Below are 13,884 nucleotides of genomic sequence, written 5' to 3'. Positions count from 1 at the left end.
TTAAACGGGCTCCAAAGCGCATCGCGTAGTCAGCTGGCTACGCACTGACGTCGAGGCATAACCCGCCTCAACGCCAGCGCTAGGCCACCTGCTCCGCTAAACCCGCGCTTTTCCGCCCTCTCCTAAACGGGCTTCACCCGGCAACGCGAACCCGATTAGCTTGAACCGGCTCTCGGAGCCAAGACCGCTCCAAGCGCCAGTCCTACGCTACTCGGTTCGCTAAACCCGCCGTGTTCCGCCCTCTCTAATCCATCAGCACCTCGTTCGCCGTTTCCAGCAGCTCGATTAGTTGGTCGAACTGCGTCTGGCCCATGCCTTCGCGCAGGCGGTTCATCGGCTCGAAGTACGTGGGACTCAAGGCGGCGACCTCGGCCTCGCCGGCCGGGGTCAACGACAGGGTGAAGCTGCGGTTGTCGCGAACGTCCATGGTTTTGGTCAGCAACCCGTCGTCGATCAGGGGGTTGAGCATCTTGGTGATGGCGGCCTTGGTCAGGCCCATGGCGTCGGCCAGGGCCGACGGGGTCGGCGGCTGGTCTTCCGCGGCCACCCAGAACAGCAGGTTTTGCTGCGACAGCGGCCGCTTGGTGTCGTCAATGGCGGGACTGAGGCGGTTGAACTGATTCAACGTCTGATTCATCTGCAAGTGTTTGAGTTTCATAGCGACGCCCTCCTTAACTTAATTGTACCGGGGTGCAGTAGCGGAACTCAACGAATTAGGAGGGTACGATGAACGAAAAAATGCTTTGGGCACACGCCCAACACATCCTGGCCCAAGACGCCTCGGGCCACGCGATGGATCACATCACGCGGGTGGTCGCCACCACCCGCAACCTGCTGGCCCAAACACCGGCGGCCGACCCAGCGATTGCCGTGGCGGCGGCGCTGTTGCACGACACCTACGACGACAAGCTGGTCGCCTCGGTGCCGGCGGCCAAGGCCGCGACCGCCTCGGTGCTGACCGCGGCCGGGGCGACGGCGGCGCAGGCCACCGCGATTTTGGCGATCATCGATCACATGAGCTTCAAGGCCAGCCTGGCCGGCCGGCAGCCGCTGAGCCTCGAGGGCCAGCTGGTGCAAGACGCCGACCGGCTGGACGCGATCGGCGCCATCGGCATCGCCCGGACGATGATGTACGGCGGGGCTCACGGCAGCCGGCTGTACGACCCGGCGATCCGACCGCGGGAGAAACTGGACGCGGCCGGTTATCGGAGTACCGAAAGCACCATTTTGAACCACTTCGACGAGAAGCTCCTGAAGCTCGCTGCCCTGATGAACACGCCGGCGGCCAAGCGCCTGGCCGCCCATCGCCAGGCCGTGATGCAGGACTTTCTCGCCGAGTTTCACGCCGAGTGGGACGGGCAAAGTTAAGCGACCACAAACTTTTTCGGTCAAAGGGTTGCACCCCACGCGGAAATATTGTATATTAATCAGGCAGTTGTTTTACGACAACATGCCGTCTTAGCTCAGTAGGTAGAGCGCATCCATGGTAAGGATGAGGTCGCTGGTTCGAATCCAGTAGACGGCAGAAGCTAGAAATACACGCGTGAATCCCGCTGAATTCGTTCAGCGGGATTTTTGTTGTGGTAGTATGGAATAAAAGTAAGCAAAGAAGGCCGCGTTATGAATCCAACAGACATCATCGTCAAGGGGGCTCACGTCAACAATCTCAAGCACCTCGACGTCACCATTCCGCTGCACCAGCTGGTCGCCATCACCGGGCCCAGCGGCGCCGGCAAGTCGTCTCTGGCCATGGGGGTGCTTTACGCCGAGGGCATGCGCCGCTACGTCTCGGCCCTGTCGACCTACACCAGGCGCCGGTTGGGCCAGGTCGGCCACGCCCAGGTCGATTCGATTCAGCACATTCCAAGCGCCATCGCGCTGCGCCAGCGGCCGGTGGTGCCGGGCATTCGCTCGACGGTCGGCACCACGACCGAGGCCCTGAACGTGATTCGCCTGGCCTTCTCGCGGCTGGGCTCGCCGCGCTGCCCCAACGGCCACCAGCTGCCGGCGACGCTTGAGATCGCCCATGCGATGGACGTCGCCGGCAAGGACGCGACGCTGACCTGTCCGGTTTGCGGGGCGGTGTTTCCGCTGTACGGCGCCGAGAGCTTCGCCTTCAACTCCGTCGGCGCCTGCCCCACCTGCGACGGCACCGGCCAGGCCAAGCACCTGGACGAAACCAGGCTGATTCCCGACCCAACCAAAACCATCCGCGACGGCGCCGTGGCCTCCTGGCGGCTGCCCGGGCGCAACTTCATGCAGATCGTCGCCCAATACGCCGGCATCGACATCGACACGCCCTTCCAAGAACTGCCGCAGGACCAGCAGGATTTTGTCTGGCACGGACCGCGCAACCATTACGCGATCAATATTCCGTCCAAAACCGGGAAAATCTTCCACATGGACAACGCCGTCTACGAGAACGCCTACAACGCGGTGCTGGACTCGATGGCCACCACCACCAACGAACGCGCGATTGCGCGGCTCAACCGCTTCTACGTCTTCGGCCTGTGCCCGACCTGCCACGGCACCCGCTTTGACCCCAAGCTTTTGACCCAGCTTTTGGCCGGGCAGACCATCGCGCAGGTCTCGGCGATGACGCTGGCCCAGCTGAGCGCCTTCATCCCCCAGGTCTACGCCGCCTTGCCAACGGCCATGCAGCCCTTGGCCCACGACATTTTGCGGGAGCTCGCCGGCATTCTCAAGCCCTTGATCGACCTGGGGCTCAACTACCTGAGCCTGGACCGCGCCGGCGCCAGCCTGTCGACCGGCGAGCTGCAGCGCATCCAGCTGGCCCGGACGCTTCGCACCCAAACCACCGGCGTCTTGTACGTCCTCGACGAGCCGTCGATCGGGCTGCACCCCGCCAACGTGGCCGGGCTGATCGCCGTGATGCGCGGCCTGGTCGCCCAGGGCAACTCCGTGGTGGTGGTCGACCACGACACCGCCATCATCGAGGCCGCCGATTCGGTGCTCGAAATTGGCCCGGTCGCCGGCGCCGGTGGCGGTCGCCTGATCAACCAAGGTACCCCGCAGCAGCTGGCGGCGGCGCCGCATTCGTTGATCGGCCCCTACCTGACCGGCACCGCGCAGCTGCGCGTTCGGCCCGAGGCGGCACCTGCGTCCAAGACGTTCGGGCTGACGGTGACCGACCGCTTCAACCTCCACAACCTCACCGCCGCCTTTCCGGTCAACCGGCTGTCGGTGGTGTCCGGCTTCTCCGGCGCCGGCAAGTCGACTTTGGTGTTCGATGCCTTGGTCCCGGCTTTAACCGCGACCCGCAGCCAGCCGGCGCCGGCCTTCGTGCGGGACCTGCACCGCGGCGGTCTGCGGCGCGTGGTCGCCATCGACGCCGCCCCGGTGGGTAAAAACATTCGGAGCACCGTGGCAACCTACACCCCGATTCTCGACCACCTGCGGACGCTTTTCGCCGCGCAGCCGGCCGCCCAAGCGGCCGGTTACACCGCCAGCAACTTCTCCTACAACGTCACGGCCGGCGCCTGCCCGACCTGCGGCGGCACCGGCAGCATCAGCCTGGACATCCAGTACCTGCCGGACATGCAACAGACCTGCCCGACTTGCGGTGGCAAACGCTACAACCCGGACGTTTTGCAGGTGACCTGGCACGGCTACTCGATTGCCGACCTGCTGGATCTGGATGTCGATCACGCGCTGACCGTTTTGGCCGATCAACCCGCCGTCGCCGCCGCCTTGCAGACGCTGCACGACATGGGGCTGGGCTACCTGCACCTGGGTGAAAGCACCCCGAGCCTGTCCGGCGGCGAGGCCCAGCGCCTCAAGCTCTCCGCTCACATGGGCCGCACCCAAAAAGGCACCTTGTTCGTCTTCGACGAGCCGAGCGTCGGGCTCCACCCGCTGGATATCAAGACCCTGCTGGAAGTGTTCCAGCGGCTGATCGACCAAGGCGGCACGGTCTTGGCCATCGAGCACGACCTGGACGTGATGGCCAACGCCGACTACCTGCTGGACCTCGGCCCGGAAGGCGGCAGTCGCGGCGGCCGGATTGTCGCTTCCGGCAGCCCGGCCGCCATCGCCCAAAGCAGCGGTCACACCGGCGAATTTCTCGCCGCTCACCTCGCCCAGTTCGGCCTGGCTGAGGCCAAATCAGTTAAATAATGTTATCGCGGCGGCCGCACCTATCATTCGCGCCGTCGATGCACTCTCTTGCGACCTCGCACCGCCTATCGATTAACTGCAAATAAATTTTGTTACTCAGACAAAAGCACCCCGGACCCGGCAGTCAGCTGCCGGTGTCCGGGGTGCTTTTGACGTCATTCTGGCGCAAGCGCCAGCGGGAGACCCGCCCAGCCTACTAAGAAGCGGCCGGCCCTGCCGTGGCGGTCTGGCTCAGTGCCTGGTGCTTACAGCGTCGTCAGCCGGTCGATCGCCGCCAGCTCGTCGGCGGTGAAGGCCAAGTGATCCAGCGCCTGCAGGTTGTCTTGCAGGTGAGCCGTGCTGGTGGTGCCGATCAGCACCGAGGCAACGATTGGGTCGCGCAAAAGCCACGCCAAGGCCATCTGAGCCAGCGTCTGGCCGCGGCCCTGGGCCAGGTCATTGAGCTGGTTGAGGCGTTGCACCACCGCCGCCTTGCCGTTAGCGAAGGTCTGCTGGTTGGTCGGGTGAATCTTGAAGGTGTCCGGAATGCCCGCGAGGTAGCGGTCGGACAAAAGGCCTTCCGACAGCGGCCCGTAAGCGACCAGGCCGGCGCCGGCGCGGCGCAGCGTGTCGAGCAGCCCCGAGGTCTCGACGTCGCGGTTGAACAGGTTGTAGCTCATCTGGTCGACCACGAACGGGGTGCCGAGCGCCGTGAAGCGGTCGATCGCCTCTTGAGCCTGCGGGGTGTCGAAGTTCGACACGCCGATGTACAAGGCCTTGCCGGCTTTGACCACGTCGTCCAGGGCCCGCACCGTCTCGGCGACCGGCACTGTGGCGTCGAAGCGGTGGGCGTAAAGCAGGTCGACGTAATCCAGGTTCAGGCGGCCCAGCGAGTCGTCGATGCCCTGCAGAATCGCCTTGCGACTGGTGCCGGTGCCGAACGGGCCGGGGTGGATCTCGTAGCCGATTTTGGTCGCGATTACCAACTCGTCGCGGTACGGCCGCAAGTCGCTGGCCAGCACCTGGCCGAGCAGCGTCTCGCTGGAGCCGAAGTCGCCGTCGCCGTAGTGGTTGGCCACGTCGAAGTGGAACACCCCGCGGTCGAACGCGTCCAGAATCACATCGCGCCGCGCCGCGTACGGGTCGGCCGAGCCGTAATGCTGCCACAGCCCCAGGGCGATCGGCGGCAGCACCAGGCCGCTTTTGCCCAGCGGCCGCGGGGTCACGCCGTCGTATCTCGTGTCATTCGCTTTGTACATTGAACTCATCCTTTCCGGGCCGCTTCGGCCCAGCTAAGCGTCTCACGCCTGGCCTGCGCTTGCAACTTTAAACCCACTCAGGCGAAAAAGTGGTTCAAAAACTGCGCGACGCCGTCCTCCTTGTTGCTGGCGGTTTGGTACCGCGCCGCCGCCTTGACCGCCGGCACCGCGTTGCCCATCGCGACGCTGATGCCGGCGGCCTGAAGCATCCCCAGGTCGTTGAGCCCGTCGCCGAACGCGATGGTGCGAGCCGGTGGAATGCCCGTTTTGGCCTGCAACTCGGCGATCGCGTTGGCCTTGTCGACCTGGTGCGGGATCAGCTCCAGGTTGGTCGGGTCGCTGGCCGACACCGCAAGCGCCGGCTCGCGCTTCAGCTTAGCGGCCACGGCGGAAAGCGCAGCCGGATCGTCCAGGGAAAAAACAATCGCATTGGCGATGACGGCGGCGCGTTGGCCAAGCGCCGCCGCGTCGAGCTGCGCGACCCCGACTTGGGCGCTGTCCGGCGCGAAGTGCGTCAGCATGTCCTGAATGGCCTGGGCCGGCGGCGTGGTGTAGTACACCATGTCGTCGGTGAAGTACAAGGCGGCCAGGTCGTGTGCCGCACAGGCGGCCTCGATCGCGGTGATCGCCTGCTGGCCCAGCAGGTGATGCACCCGCGAGCCGCCGAAATCATATACGGCGCCGTTGGCCGCGATAATCTCCGCCCCGGGGCCGATTTGCGCCGCCATCAAAGCTGCTAAATTATACATGCGCCCGGTGGCGAGGTAAAACAGGTGGCCGGCCACCAAAAGCCGGTTGACCGCGACCTTGGTACCAGCCGATATCGTCGCGGCGTCGTAGGCCAGGGTGCCATCGACGTCGCTGACAATCAGGTATGGGTTGTCCATCGTGTGCCTCCTTTTCGTGCTTCCTTTAGCCTACCACTCAGACCCCGGTTTGGGCACGGCGAGTTTTCACGCGTCCGGCTAAACCCGCGCTTCGCTCTGGATCGTCGAGCTACGCGGCGCAACGCGGCTGCGGCTAGCGACGCCCCGGCGCTCGGGGCCAAGCCCGGGCCCCAAGCACCACGGCTAGGCTACCCGAGCCGCTAAACCCGCGCTTCTTCGCTCTGGGTCGTCGAGCTTCGCGGGGCATCGGCGACACGTCCAGCTAGGGCCGGTGCTTGAGGCCAAGTTCGGGCCTCAAACCCCAGCCCCACGCTGGCCGCTCGCCTAATCGCCCCGCTTCGCTCTGGGACAAAAAAAGCGCCCCGCACCGCGAGGCGTGAAGCGTTAGCGTCCTTGGGCCACCGCGGCGATTTCGCGGTCGAACCAAGTCTGCCACGGAATGTCGGGAATGCCGTTCGCGTTGAAGGTTGACTTCAGGACCTTCAGCAGCGCAATGAAGTTATCGCTGCGGTTTTGAACCAGGCCCTGCAACTTCTCGTCGTGAAGAAAGTTCACGTTATCAACCAGCCACTGATTGATATCCGCGATGTGGCCACTGGTATCGATCTGCGCGAACAGGTCGAGTCCCTCGTGCTGGTACTTATCCAAGTAAAATTTGGCGAACGATTCCACCGCTGCATGCTGTGCGTCGGGGGTCAATTCGCTGATGGTCAACGTTCCATCTGCCATTGTCGACAGCCGTCCTTTCGTGTATAAGGTTCCTCCCTAGCATATTCCTGTGCCCGGCTGTTGGCAAATCCTAACGAAACGTTAAGAAAAGCGATAAATCACTTGATTTATCCAATCGCTTGTTATACTATGCTCCCTATCAATTGAAGACCCATTGAGTCGTGAAAGGAAATGATTCTGTTGAAGAAGGAAGACATCCACCTCGGCGACACCTTAACCGTGAAGGTGAAGGAGGACATGGAGCGTCCATTCACCGGCACCGTTCAGAAGGTCTACGAGAACTCGGCGCTGTTGACCATCACCGATTACGAATCCGCCGACAAGCAAAACGCCGCGGAGCTGAACTTCAAAATCGTAATCAACTTCAAGGCGATTGTGAAGAACCTGGGCGGCGGCCGCCCGAACCCAGAACCGGCCGAAGCGGAAGAGAAGTAGCCAGCCGCCACGCTTGGCGCATTAATCTAGACATGAAATACGGCCCGAGGCGCTTTGCCCCGGGCCGTTCGTGTCTTCAGGCGGCGCGGTGACGGGCCAGACCCAGCCCGACCACCAGGCCGATGGCGGCGGGAACGCACCAGCCCAGCCCGACCGCAAATCCCGGCAGATGCGCCGCCAGGGCCAGCAGCTGGCCGACCCAGCCGCCTTGCCAGGCCGCCGGCAGCGCGTTGAGCCCATCCAGCAGGGCCGGCCCCGCCGTCGCCAGCATCACCGTGCCGAACAGCCAGCGCGACTCGCCGAGCCACGGACTGGCCAGCGCCAAGGCAATCAGCACGATGGCCAGCGGGTACAGCGCCATCAAAGCCGGCGTCGACACCGCCAACAGCCGGTCGAGCCCGACGTTGGCGAACACCAGCGGTACCACGGTCGCCACCCCGATCACCAATTGGTAAGGCAGCCGCGGGAACAGCGCCTTGAAGGTGTCGCCGAACGCCGTAATCAGCCCGATCGCCGTTTTGAGGCAGGCCAGTACCACAATGATGGCCAACAGCACGTTGCCGAAGTCGCCGAAGTAGGCATGGGCGACGTTGGCCAGAATCGGGCCGCCGTTGGCCGCGCGACCAAAGCGAGCCAAGGCGTTTTGACCCAGCAGCGCCAACAGCACGTACACCACGCCCATCAAGGTCGCGGCCAGCACCCCGGCGCGAATCGTGGCCCCGGCCACCGCCTTGGGGGCGGTCACGCCCAGGCCGCGAATCGCATCGACCACGATGATGCCAAATGCTAAGGCCGCCAGCGCGTCCATCGTCGCGTAGCCGTCGGTGAAGCCCGTGGTCACAGGCTGGCTCTGGTAGCCGGCGACCGCGGCCCCGGCGCCGCCCAGCGGCTTGAACACCGCGGCGGCCAGCAACACTCCAAGCGTCACCAGGAAGGCCGGCGTCAGGAATTTGCCGACGTAGGTCATAATCTGGCTCGGCCGCCGGGCGAACCACCACGCCGTCCCGAAGAACAGCACCGAGTAGGCGGCCAACGCCCAGTGCGTTGACCCCGGTGCGACGAACCGCACCAACCCGACCTCATACGAAATCGACGCGAGCCGCGGCAGCGCGAACGCCGGGCCGATGCACAGGTACAAGGCGATGGTGAAGACATACGCGAACGGCCGCCCGACCTTGGCGGCCAGCTCGAACACCCCATTGCTGCCGGTCAGCCCGATGGCCGCAACGCCGAGCAGCGGCAGCCCGACCCCGGAGGCCAAAAAGCCGACCATCGCCCAGGGCAGGTTGGCCCCGGACTGCTGCCCGACGAACACGGGGAAAATCAGGTTGCCGGCCCCGAAGAACAGGCCGAACAGCATCGCCCCGATCACCCACAGCTGCCGTGGCGTCGGCTTCGCGCTACCCATGCCGCAACCCTGCGGCCGAACCCGCGACGCCGTTGCGGCGAGCGGTCGCACTGGCCGCCGCGGCGACGCGCCGCCCCGCCGCCACCAGGCTCAGGTCGTCGAAGGCGCCGACGGTGAAGCGCGAGCCGTCCCAGGACACCCGCGTCACGCTGCAGTTGTGCAGCATCTCCTGGCCGTGGGTGTCAAAGCCCAAAAGCGCCAGCCACATCAGAACCACCGTGCCGTGGGCGACCACCAGCACGTTTTGGCCTGGGGCCTGACCCACGATGTCGCGCATCGCGGCGTCGAAGCGCCGCTGCACCATCGCGTTATCCTCCGCCCCGTTGGCCCCGGCGTTGGCGGCGTAGGTCGCGTCGGCAATCTGCGCCAGGCTCAACCGGTGGTCCAACAAGGCCTGGGTAAAGTCCGGCAGGCCGAAGACCGCCTGGGCGAAGTCATCGGTCAGCTGCCCCTCGAACTTGCCGTAATTCTCCTCCCGCAGCCCGGTGTGAAGCGTCAGCGCCAAGTGCGACTGCCCCGCGGCATCCAGCGCATGCCGGGCGGTGTCGGCGGCGCGGGTCAGGTCGCTGGCCCAGGCCGCATCGAAGTGGACCCCCGCTCGCGCCAGGCCGCGGCCCAAGGCATCGGCATCGGCCACCCCTCGGGGCGTCAGCGCGGAGTTGGCCATCCCCTGAACCCGGTCCTGCCGGTTGTACTCGGTTTGGCCATGCCGCACCAGCCAGATTTCTGTCATCGTCATTGTCCTTTCCAAACTTGCGCGAGCTACAGGTGCAGGTACCGCACCAGGAAGTTGGCCACGCCTTGGTGGTCGTTGTCCGTCGGCGTGACGGCGTCGGCCGCCGCCAGAATCTCCGGCCGCGCGTTTTGCATCGCGACGCCGACGCCGGCGTATTGGATCATGTCCAGGTCGTTCAAGTCGTCGCCGAACGCGACGATGTCTGGCTGGGCGATGCCGTAAGCGCCGGCGACATAGGCCAGGGCCCGGGACTTCGACGCGTTGCCGGCGGTCACCTCAAGGGCGGTGTTCTCGCCGCTCCAGGCCCCCCAGGTCTTGGCGGTCAGCTGCGGGAACCGCGCGGCCACCGCCGCGGTCAACGGCGTCAGGTCGCGGTCAGCGATGAACATGGTGACCGAGATCGGCGCCTGGGTCAGCCCCGCCGCATCCAGCAGCGCGGTCGGGTGCGGCAGGTCGGGCAAAAACGGCACGTTGACGTAGCCGTGATCGGCTCGCAGCAAGCGCTTGCCCTCCGCCACCATCACCTTGATGTCAAAATCGGCCTTGAGCTCCCTCAGCGCAAGCGCCGTGGCGATCGGCATGGTCACCGCGCGTTCGGCGGCCCAGTCGCGGTGCGGCACGTGAATCAAGGCGCCGTTGAAATTGATCATCGGTCCGGTCAACCCGAGTTCGTCGTAGAGGTCCTCCGAAATCGCATCGGGGCGACCGGTGGCGATCACCACCAGGTGGCCGGCGGCGGTCGCCGCCTGCAGCGTCTGGATGGTCGGTGCGGCCAGGCGACCGGCGCGGTCCAGCGTGGTGCCGTCGAGGTCCAAGGCAATCAGTTTGCGTGGCATGGCGAGACTTCCCTTCAGTATGGCTTGGCCTCAATTTTAGCAGATAATCCCCGATTTGCCCAAACGCGTGTCAGCAGGTACACTGGTAGCGTTACGGGAGGTAAACATGGCAGAAATTCAACTTTACACCGACGGCGGCAACCGCAACACCGGCAACGTCGCCGGCGGCAGCGTTCGGCCCACCGACAAAAGCGCCTGGGCCGCTTTGCTCATCTACGGCGCGCACCAGAAGATGCTGACCGGCGGCGAGTTCGGCCGCACCAACAATTACATGGAGATCACCGCCGTCATCGAGGGCCTGACCGCGCTCAAACGCACGGACCTGCCGGTGACCGTCTACTCCGACTCCGCCTACGTCATCAACACGATGACCCAGAAGTGGTACGTCAAATGGCGCCAAAACGGCTGGCAAAAAGGCGGCAAGCCGGTGATCAACGCGGAGCGGTGGCAAAAACTCCTGGCCCAGGTTGACCGCTTCGACGACCTAACCTTCCAAAAGGTCAAGGGCCACGCGACTAACCAGCACAACAACGAGGTCGACGCCGCGCTGAACAAGACGATGGACCACCTGACGCGGTGAAGCGGCAAGCCGACTTAGCCAGCGACCCTCGGCCGGCGACTGATTGAATCAGTCGCTGTTTTTTTATTCTCCAAACAGGCAGGCCTTGCCGTACTCGCGGCGCAAGAAGGCCTTGATCACCGTCAGCATGTGGGCGACCGACGGTGATTTTTGCGTGGTCGGGTTCATCACCAGGCACAGCGTCCGGGCGAAGGGCTGCGACAGCGGGTAGACGTTGACGTCACCGGTCAGCTTGGTCAGGGCCAGCCGCGGCAAAATGCCCCAGCCCAGGCCGGATTCGACCATCGACAGAATCGACTGGTCATCGATCGAGTAGTTCAGCGAGTTGGTCGAAACGTGGTAGCGGTCCAGCGCCGCCTTGGTGTCGCGGTCGTAGTCGCCGCGCTGCAGGATGAAGGTGTGGCCGTCCATGTCGGCGCCGGTCATGTCACGCCCGTTGGCCGGCGTGAAGGTGGTCGGCGTCAGGCAGTAGATCGGATCCTCGATCAAGGGCGTCACCACCAGGCTGTCGTCGGCCGGCAGCAGCGAGAAGCCGATATCGATGGCGCCGGTTCGCACCTGGGCGACGATGTCGTTGAAGCTGCCTTGCATCACGCTGACGTCGACGTCGGGGTATTGGCGCTTGAAGTCCAAAATGATCGGCGCCAGCCAGTTGGTCGACACCGACGAGAAGGCGCCGAGCCGCACCCGCCCGGTGTTGAGCCCGTTGATGTTGTCGGCAATCTGGGTCAGCTGGTCCTCGAGGTTCAGAATCGACTGCACGGTCGGCAAAATGGCGGCCCCGTCCGGCGTCAGCTCGACGCCGGTGCGGTTTCTGATGAACAGCGGAAATCCCAGCGCCGACTCCAGCTGGCTGACGCTGTGGCTGACGGCGCTTGGCGTGACGTTGAGCTTGTTGGCCGCCTGGATGAAGGTTCCCTGCTCGACCACGGCGCGAAAAACCTCGTAACTGAAATTGCTCATGTTGGCTCCCTTCCGGCGGTGTGACCGTTTTAGATGAATCACGTTCACTCACCGCTGAACAAGTTGAAGTTTACTTCATCATAGGAGCGGGTTACGATAAAGTCAATCAATAGAAACGGAGTGAGCGGCATGAAATTGGCAGCGAGACTTGAGGCTTATCAGACCAACGGCTTGGACGGTGTTTTGGCCGCCAAGGACGCGCAGACCATCGCCTTTGCCGGCGGGTACCCCGACCCGGCGCTTTTCCCCCAGGCCGAGCTTGCGGCCGCCTGGGCCCAAAGCGCCAGCGAGACCACCCTGCAATACGCTGGACCGACCGGCGACTTGGCGCTGCGCCGCCAGCTGGCCCAGCGCATGAGCCAAGACGCGGTAGCCTGCACCGAATCCGACCTGATGCTCACGCAAGGGGCCCAGCAGGCGCTGGACCTGATGGCCAAGCTGCTGCTGGACCCCGGCGACGGCCTGGTGGTCGAGGGGCCGACCTACATCGGGGCCCTGTCGGCCTTTGATGCCTACCAGCCGACCTACTACGAGGTGCCGGTGCAGCGAGACGGGATGGACCTGACCGCCTTGCAGCAGGTGCTGGCCACCCGCAAGGTCAAAATGATCTACACCGTGCCCGACTTCCAAAACCCGACCGGCACCGTGATGTCGTTGGCCAAGCGCCGCGCCTTGGTCGCCCTGGCCAACCGCTACGACGTCGTGATCCTGGAGGACGCGCCGTACCGCCAGCTGCGCTACCGCGGCGTTCAGCTGCCGCCGATCAAGGCCTTTGACACCGAAGACCGCGTCGTGTTCGTCTCGAGCTTCTCCAAAATCCTGGCGCCGAGCCTGCGCCTGGGCTGGCTGGTCGCCAGCCCAAGCCTGATGGCGCCGCTGCGGGCCCTCAAAGGCGGCTGCGACCTGGAAACCAGCGGCCTGACCACCGCGGCGGTCGCCGCCTACCTGCAGCGCAACGACCTGGACCGCCACATCGCCCGACTGCGGGAGGTGTACAGCGCCAAAATGGCCCGGATGTATACGGACTTGGCGGCGGCGCTGCCGGCCGGCTTCACCCTGACCCACCCGGAAGGCGGCTTCTTCCTGTGGCTGACCGCCCCGCAAGGCTTTGACATGATGGCCTTCGCCCAGGGACCGCTGCGCGACGCGAACGTGACGGTGGTGCCGGGCAGCGGCCTGAGCCCCTTCGGCCACTTCCAAAACGCGGCGCGGCTGAGCTTCACCGGCGCCAGCCTGGACGAAATCGACCGCGGCTGCCAGCGCCTCTGCGCCGCCTTGACCGCGGCGGGACAACCGGCCCAGCTCGCGGCGCGGTAGCGTAGCTGCCGCGCCGCGCGGCTACTCGGCTTGCCTCGCCGTCCGGTCGCTGGCTTGCCCCGCCGTGCAGCTGATTGATCTGCCGCGCCGCGCGGTCCCGCACCCCGTACCTGCACCGCCTGTCAGCCGCATCTGCCCCGACCGTGACCCTCATCCGCAGGTGCCGCGGCGGGGCTTTTTTGGCGCGACGTCTCGGTTGAATTTTGCGATGCATTGGCTTACGCTGTGAGTCAAAAGGAGGCGTTCCCCATGCAAGAAGAAACCGATCCGCTGCTGCGCCAGATCAAGGCGCTGGCCCGGGGTCTCGGCGCGATGCTCGGGGCCAGCGGCGGCGAGCCGAGCCACGAGGTCGTGTTCCCCCAAGAGGACGCACGGCGGCTGCCACACCAGGCCGAGCTCGAAGCGGCGATTGAAGCCGGCGACTTGCACGGCGCCACCCGCGACCTGTTCGCCCGGCGCTACGCGGTGCCAGAGGCGCAGTTCATCGCCCTTGGCACCTGGTTTTTCACCCGGCTCAACGCGTTGGACGACGCGGCCCTGACCGCCGCCGACTACCGCCGCGAGGACATCGCCGCCGGCCTGACGCTTTTGTCGCGCATCCAGGCGGGGGAGGCGTGA

Annotated in this window: 14 protein-coding genes and 1 tRNA gene; 7 read left to right on the top strand and 8 right to left on the bottom strand. The window is 65.0% G+C overall.

The window, feature by feature from the left end; translation table 11 throughout:
• Window positions 1-244 precede the first annotated feature (244 nt).
• Window positions 245-658 (bottom strand): MarR family winged helix-turn-helix transcriptional regulator, encoded by a 414-nt coding sequence (locus ACYVRZ_RS06090; protein ID WP_262315635.1) that lies wholly within the window; start codon window positions 656-658, stop codon window positions 245-247.
• Between the two features lie 68 nt (window positions 659-726).
• Here ACYVRZ_RS06090 and ACYVRZ_RS06085 point away from each other — a divergent pair, with 68 nt between their 5' ends.
• The 3 genes from ACYVRZ_RS06085 (at window position 727) to ACYVRZ_RS06075 (ending at window position 4,137) form a co-directional block, all read left to right on the top strand.
• Entirely contained in the window at window positions 727-1,368 is a 642-nt protein-coding gene (locus ACYVRZ_RS06085) for an HD domain-containing protein (RefSeq protein ID WP_461225650.1), read from the top strand.
• A gap of 84 nt (window positions 1,369-1,452) precedes the next feature.
• Window positions 1,453-1,525: transfer RNA gene (locus ACYVRZ_RS06080), tRNA-Thr, on the top strand.
• 95 nt (window positions 1,526-1,620) lie between these two features.
• Window positions 1,621-4,137, top strand: coding sequence for an excinuclease ABC subunit UvrA (locus ACYVRZ_RS06075; RefSeq protein WP_461225648.1), 2,517 nt, complete (start codon window positions 1,621-1,623; stop codon window positions 4,135-4,137).
• A gap of 245 nt (window positions 4,138-4,382) precedes the next feature.
• Here ACYVRZ_RS06075 and ACYVRZ_RS06070 read toward each other — a convergent pair whose 3' ends face one another.
• From ACYVRZ_RS06070 to ACYVRZ_RS06060, 3 genes are all read right to left on the bottom strand, one after another.
• Window positions 4,383-5,375, bottom strand: coding sequence for an aldo/keto reductase (locus ACYVRZ_RS06070; protein WP_461225646.1), 993 nt, complete (start codon window positions 5,373-5,375; stop codon window positions 4,383-4,385).
• A 77-nt stretch (window positions 5,376-5,452) separates the two neighbouring features.
• The gene (locus ACYVRZ_RS06065; protein ID WP_461225644.1) at window positions 5,453-6,262 is read right to left on the bottom strand and encodes a Cof-type HAD-IIB family hydrolase; all 810 of its coding nucleotides are present in this window, start codon (window positions 6,260-6,262) and stop codon (window positions 5,453-5,455) included.
• A gap of 384 nt (window positions 6,263-6,646) precedes the next feature.
• Window positions 6,647-6,991: a hypothetical protein gene (locus tag ACYVRZ_RS06060; protein WP_461225642.1), complete on the bottom strand. Its 345-nt coding sequence runs from the start codon at window positions 6,989-6,991 to the stop codon at window positions 6,647-6,649.
• A 180-nt stretch (window positions 6,992-7,171) separates the two neighbouring features.
• Between ACYVRZ_RS06060 and ACYVRZ_RS06055 the strand changes: the two genes are divergently transcribed.
• Window positions 7,172-7,426: a DUF2187 domain-containing protein gene (locus tag ACYVRZ_RS06055; RefSeq protein WP_461225809.1), complete on the top strand. Its 255-nt coding sequence runs from the start codon at window positions 7,172-7,174 to the stop codon at window positions 7,424-7,426.
• A 76-nt stretch (window positions 7,427-7,502) separates the two neighbouring features.
• Here ACYVRZ_RS06055 and brnQ read toward each other — a convergent pair whose 3' ends face one another.
• From brnQ to ACYVRZ_RS06040, 3 genes are read right to left on the bottom strand one after another with little or no spacing between them, the layout of a single operon-like run.
• Window positions 7,503-8,834 carry a branched-chain amino acid transport system II carrier protein gene (gene brnQ, locus ACYVRZ_RS06050; protein ID WP_461225640.1) on the bottom strand — a complete coding sequence of 444 codons (1,332 nt, stop codon included), beginning with the start codon at window positions 8,832-8,834 and terminating at the stop codon, window positions 7,503-7,505.
• On the bottom strand, window positions 8,827-9,573 hold the full coding sequence (locus ACYVRZ_RS06045; protein WP_461225638.1) for a histidine phosphatase family protein: 747 nt from the start codon (window positions 9,571-9,573) through the stop codon (window positions 8,827-8,829). Before ACYVRZ_RS06045 ends, brnQ begins: the two co-directional genes overlap by 8 nt.
• A 23-nt stretch (window positions 9,574-9,596) precedes the next feature.
• A complete protein-coding gene (locus ACYVRZ_RS06040) occupies window positions 9,597-10,406 on the bottom strand; it encodes a Cof-type HAD-IIB family hydrolase (RefSeq protein ID WP_461225636.1) in 810 nt (269 codons plus the stop codon).
• Window positions 10,407-10,512: 106 nt separating this feature from the next.
• On the opposite strand from ACYVRZ_RS06040, the gene ACYVRZ_RS06035 reads away from it, so the two are divergent.
• Window positions 10,513-10,986 (top strand): ribonuclease H family protein, encoded by a 474-nt coding sequence (locus ACYVRZ_RS06035; protein ID WP_461225634.1) that lies wholly within the window; start codon window positions 10,513-10,515, stop codon window positions 10,984-10,986.
• 63 nt (window positions 10,987-11,049) lie between these two features.
• On the opposite strand, the gene ACYVRZ_RS06030 is transcribed toward ACYVRZ_RS06035, so the two are convergent.
• Window positions 11,050-11,949 carry a LysR family transcriptional regulator gene (locus tag ACYVRZ_RS06030; protein ID WP_262315625.1) on the bottom strand — a complete coding sequence of 300 codons (900 nt, stop codon included), beginning with the start codon at window positions 11,947-11,949 and terminating at the stop codon, window positions 11,050-11,052.
• Window positions 11,950-12,078: 129 nt separating this feature from the next.
• Here ACYVRZ_RS06030 and ACYVRZ_RS06025 point away from each other — a divergent pair, with 129 nt between their 5' ends.
• Both ACYVRZ_RS06025 and ACYVRZ_RS06020 read left to right on the top strand, forming a co-directional pair.
• Entirely contained in the window at window positions 12,079-13,266 is a 1,188-nt protein-coding gene (locus tag ACYVRZ_RS06025; protein WP_461225631.1) for an aminotransferase-like domain-containing protein, read from the top strand.
• A gap of 249 nt (window positions 13,267-13,515) precedes the next feature.
• The gene (locus tag ACYVRZ_RS06020; protein WP_461225629.1) at window positions 13,516-13,884 is read left to right on the top strand and encodes a DUF6483 family protein; all 369 of its coding nucleotides are present in this window, start codon (window positions 13,516-13,518) and stop codon (window positions 13,882-13,884) included.

It is taken from the genome of Lacticaseibacillus suihuaensis (genome assembly GCF_054785075.1).
Note: the sequence above shows the minus strand (reverse complement) of the source record. Positions and strands in the feature narration are given on the sequence as shown.

Coding starts and splice junctions, on each gene's coding strand:
- ACYVRZ_RS06090 (WP_262315635.1), bottom strand. CDS start 658: ATGAAACTCAAACACTTGCAGATGAATCAGACGTTGAATCAGTTCAAC.
- ACYVRZ_RS06085 (WP_461225650.1), top strand. CDS start 727: ATGAACGAAAAAATGCTTTGGGCACACGCCCAACACATCCTGGCCCAA.
- ACYVRZ_RS06075 (WP_461225648.1), top strand. CDS start 1,621: ATGAATCCAACAGACATCATCGTCAAGGGGGCTCACGTCAACAATCTC.
- ACYVRZ_RS06070 (WP_461225646.1), bottom strand. CDS start 5,375: ATGTACAAAGCGAATGACACGAGATACGACGGCGTGACCCCGCGGCCG.
- ACYVRZ_RS06065 (WP_461225644.1), bottom strand. CDS start 6,262: ATGGACAACCCATACCTGATTGTCAGCGACGTCGATGGCACCCTGGCC.
- ACYVRZ_RS06060 (WP_461225642.1), bottom strand. CDS start 6,991: ATGGCAGATGGAACGTTGACCATCAGCGAATTGACCCCCGACGCACAG.
- brnQ (WP_461225640.1), bottom strand. CDS start 8,834: ATGGGTAGCGCGAAGCCGACGCCACGGCAGCTGTGGGTGATCGGGGCG.
- ACYVRZ_RS06045 (WP_461225638.1), bottom strand. CDS start 9,573: ATGACGATGACAGAAATCTGGCTGGTGCGGCATGGCCAAACCGAGTAC.
- ACYVRZ_RS06040 (WP_461225636.1), bottom strand. CDS start 10,406: ATGCCACGCAAACTGATTGCCTTGGACCTCGACGGCACCACGCTGGAC.
- ACYVRZ_RS06035 (WP_461225634.1), top strand. CDS start 10,513: ATGGCAGAAATTCAACTTTACACCGACGGCGGCAACCGCAACACCGGC.
- ACYVRZ_RS06030 (WP_262315625.1), bottom strand. CDS start 11,949: ATGAGCAATTTCAGTTACGAGGTTTTTCGCGCCGTGGTCGAGCAGGGA.
- ACYVRZ_RS06025 (WP_461225631.1), top strand. CDS start 12,079: ATGAAATTGGCAGCGAGACTTGAGGCTTATCAGACCAACGGCTTGGAC.
- ACYVRZ_RS06020 (WP_461225629.1), top strand. CDS start 13,516: ATGCAAGAAGAAACCGATCCGCTGCTGCGCCAGATCAAGGCGCTGGCC.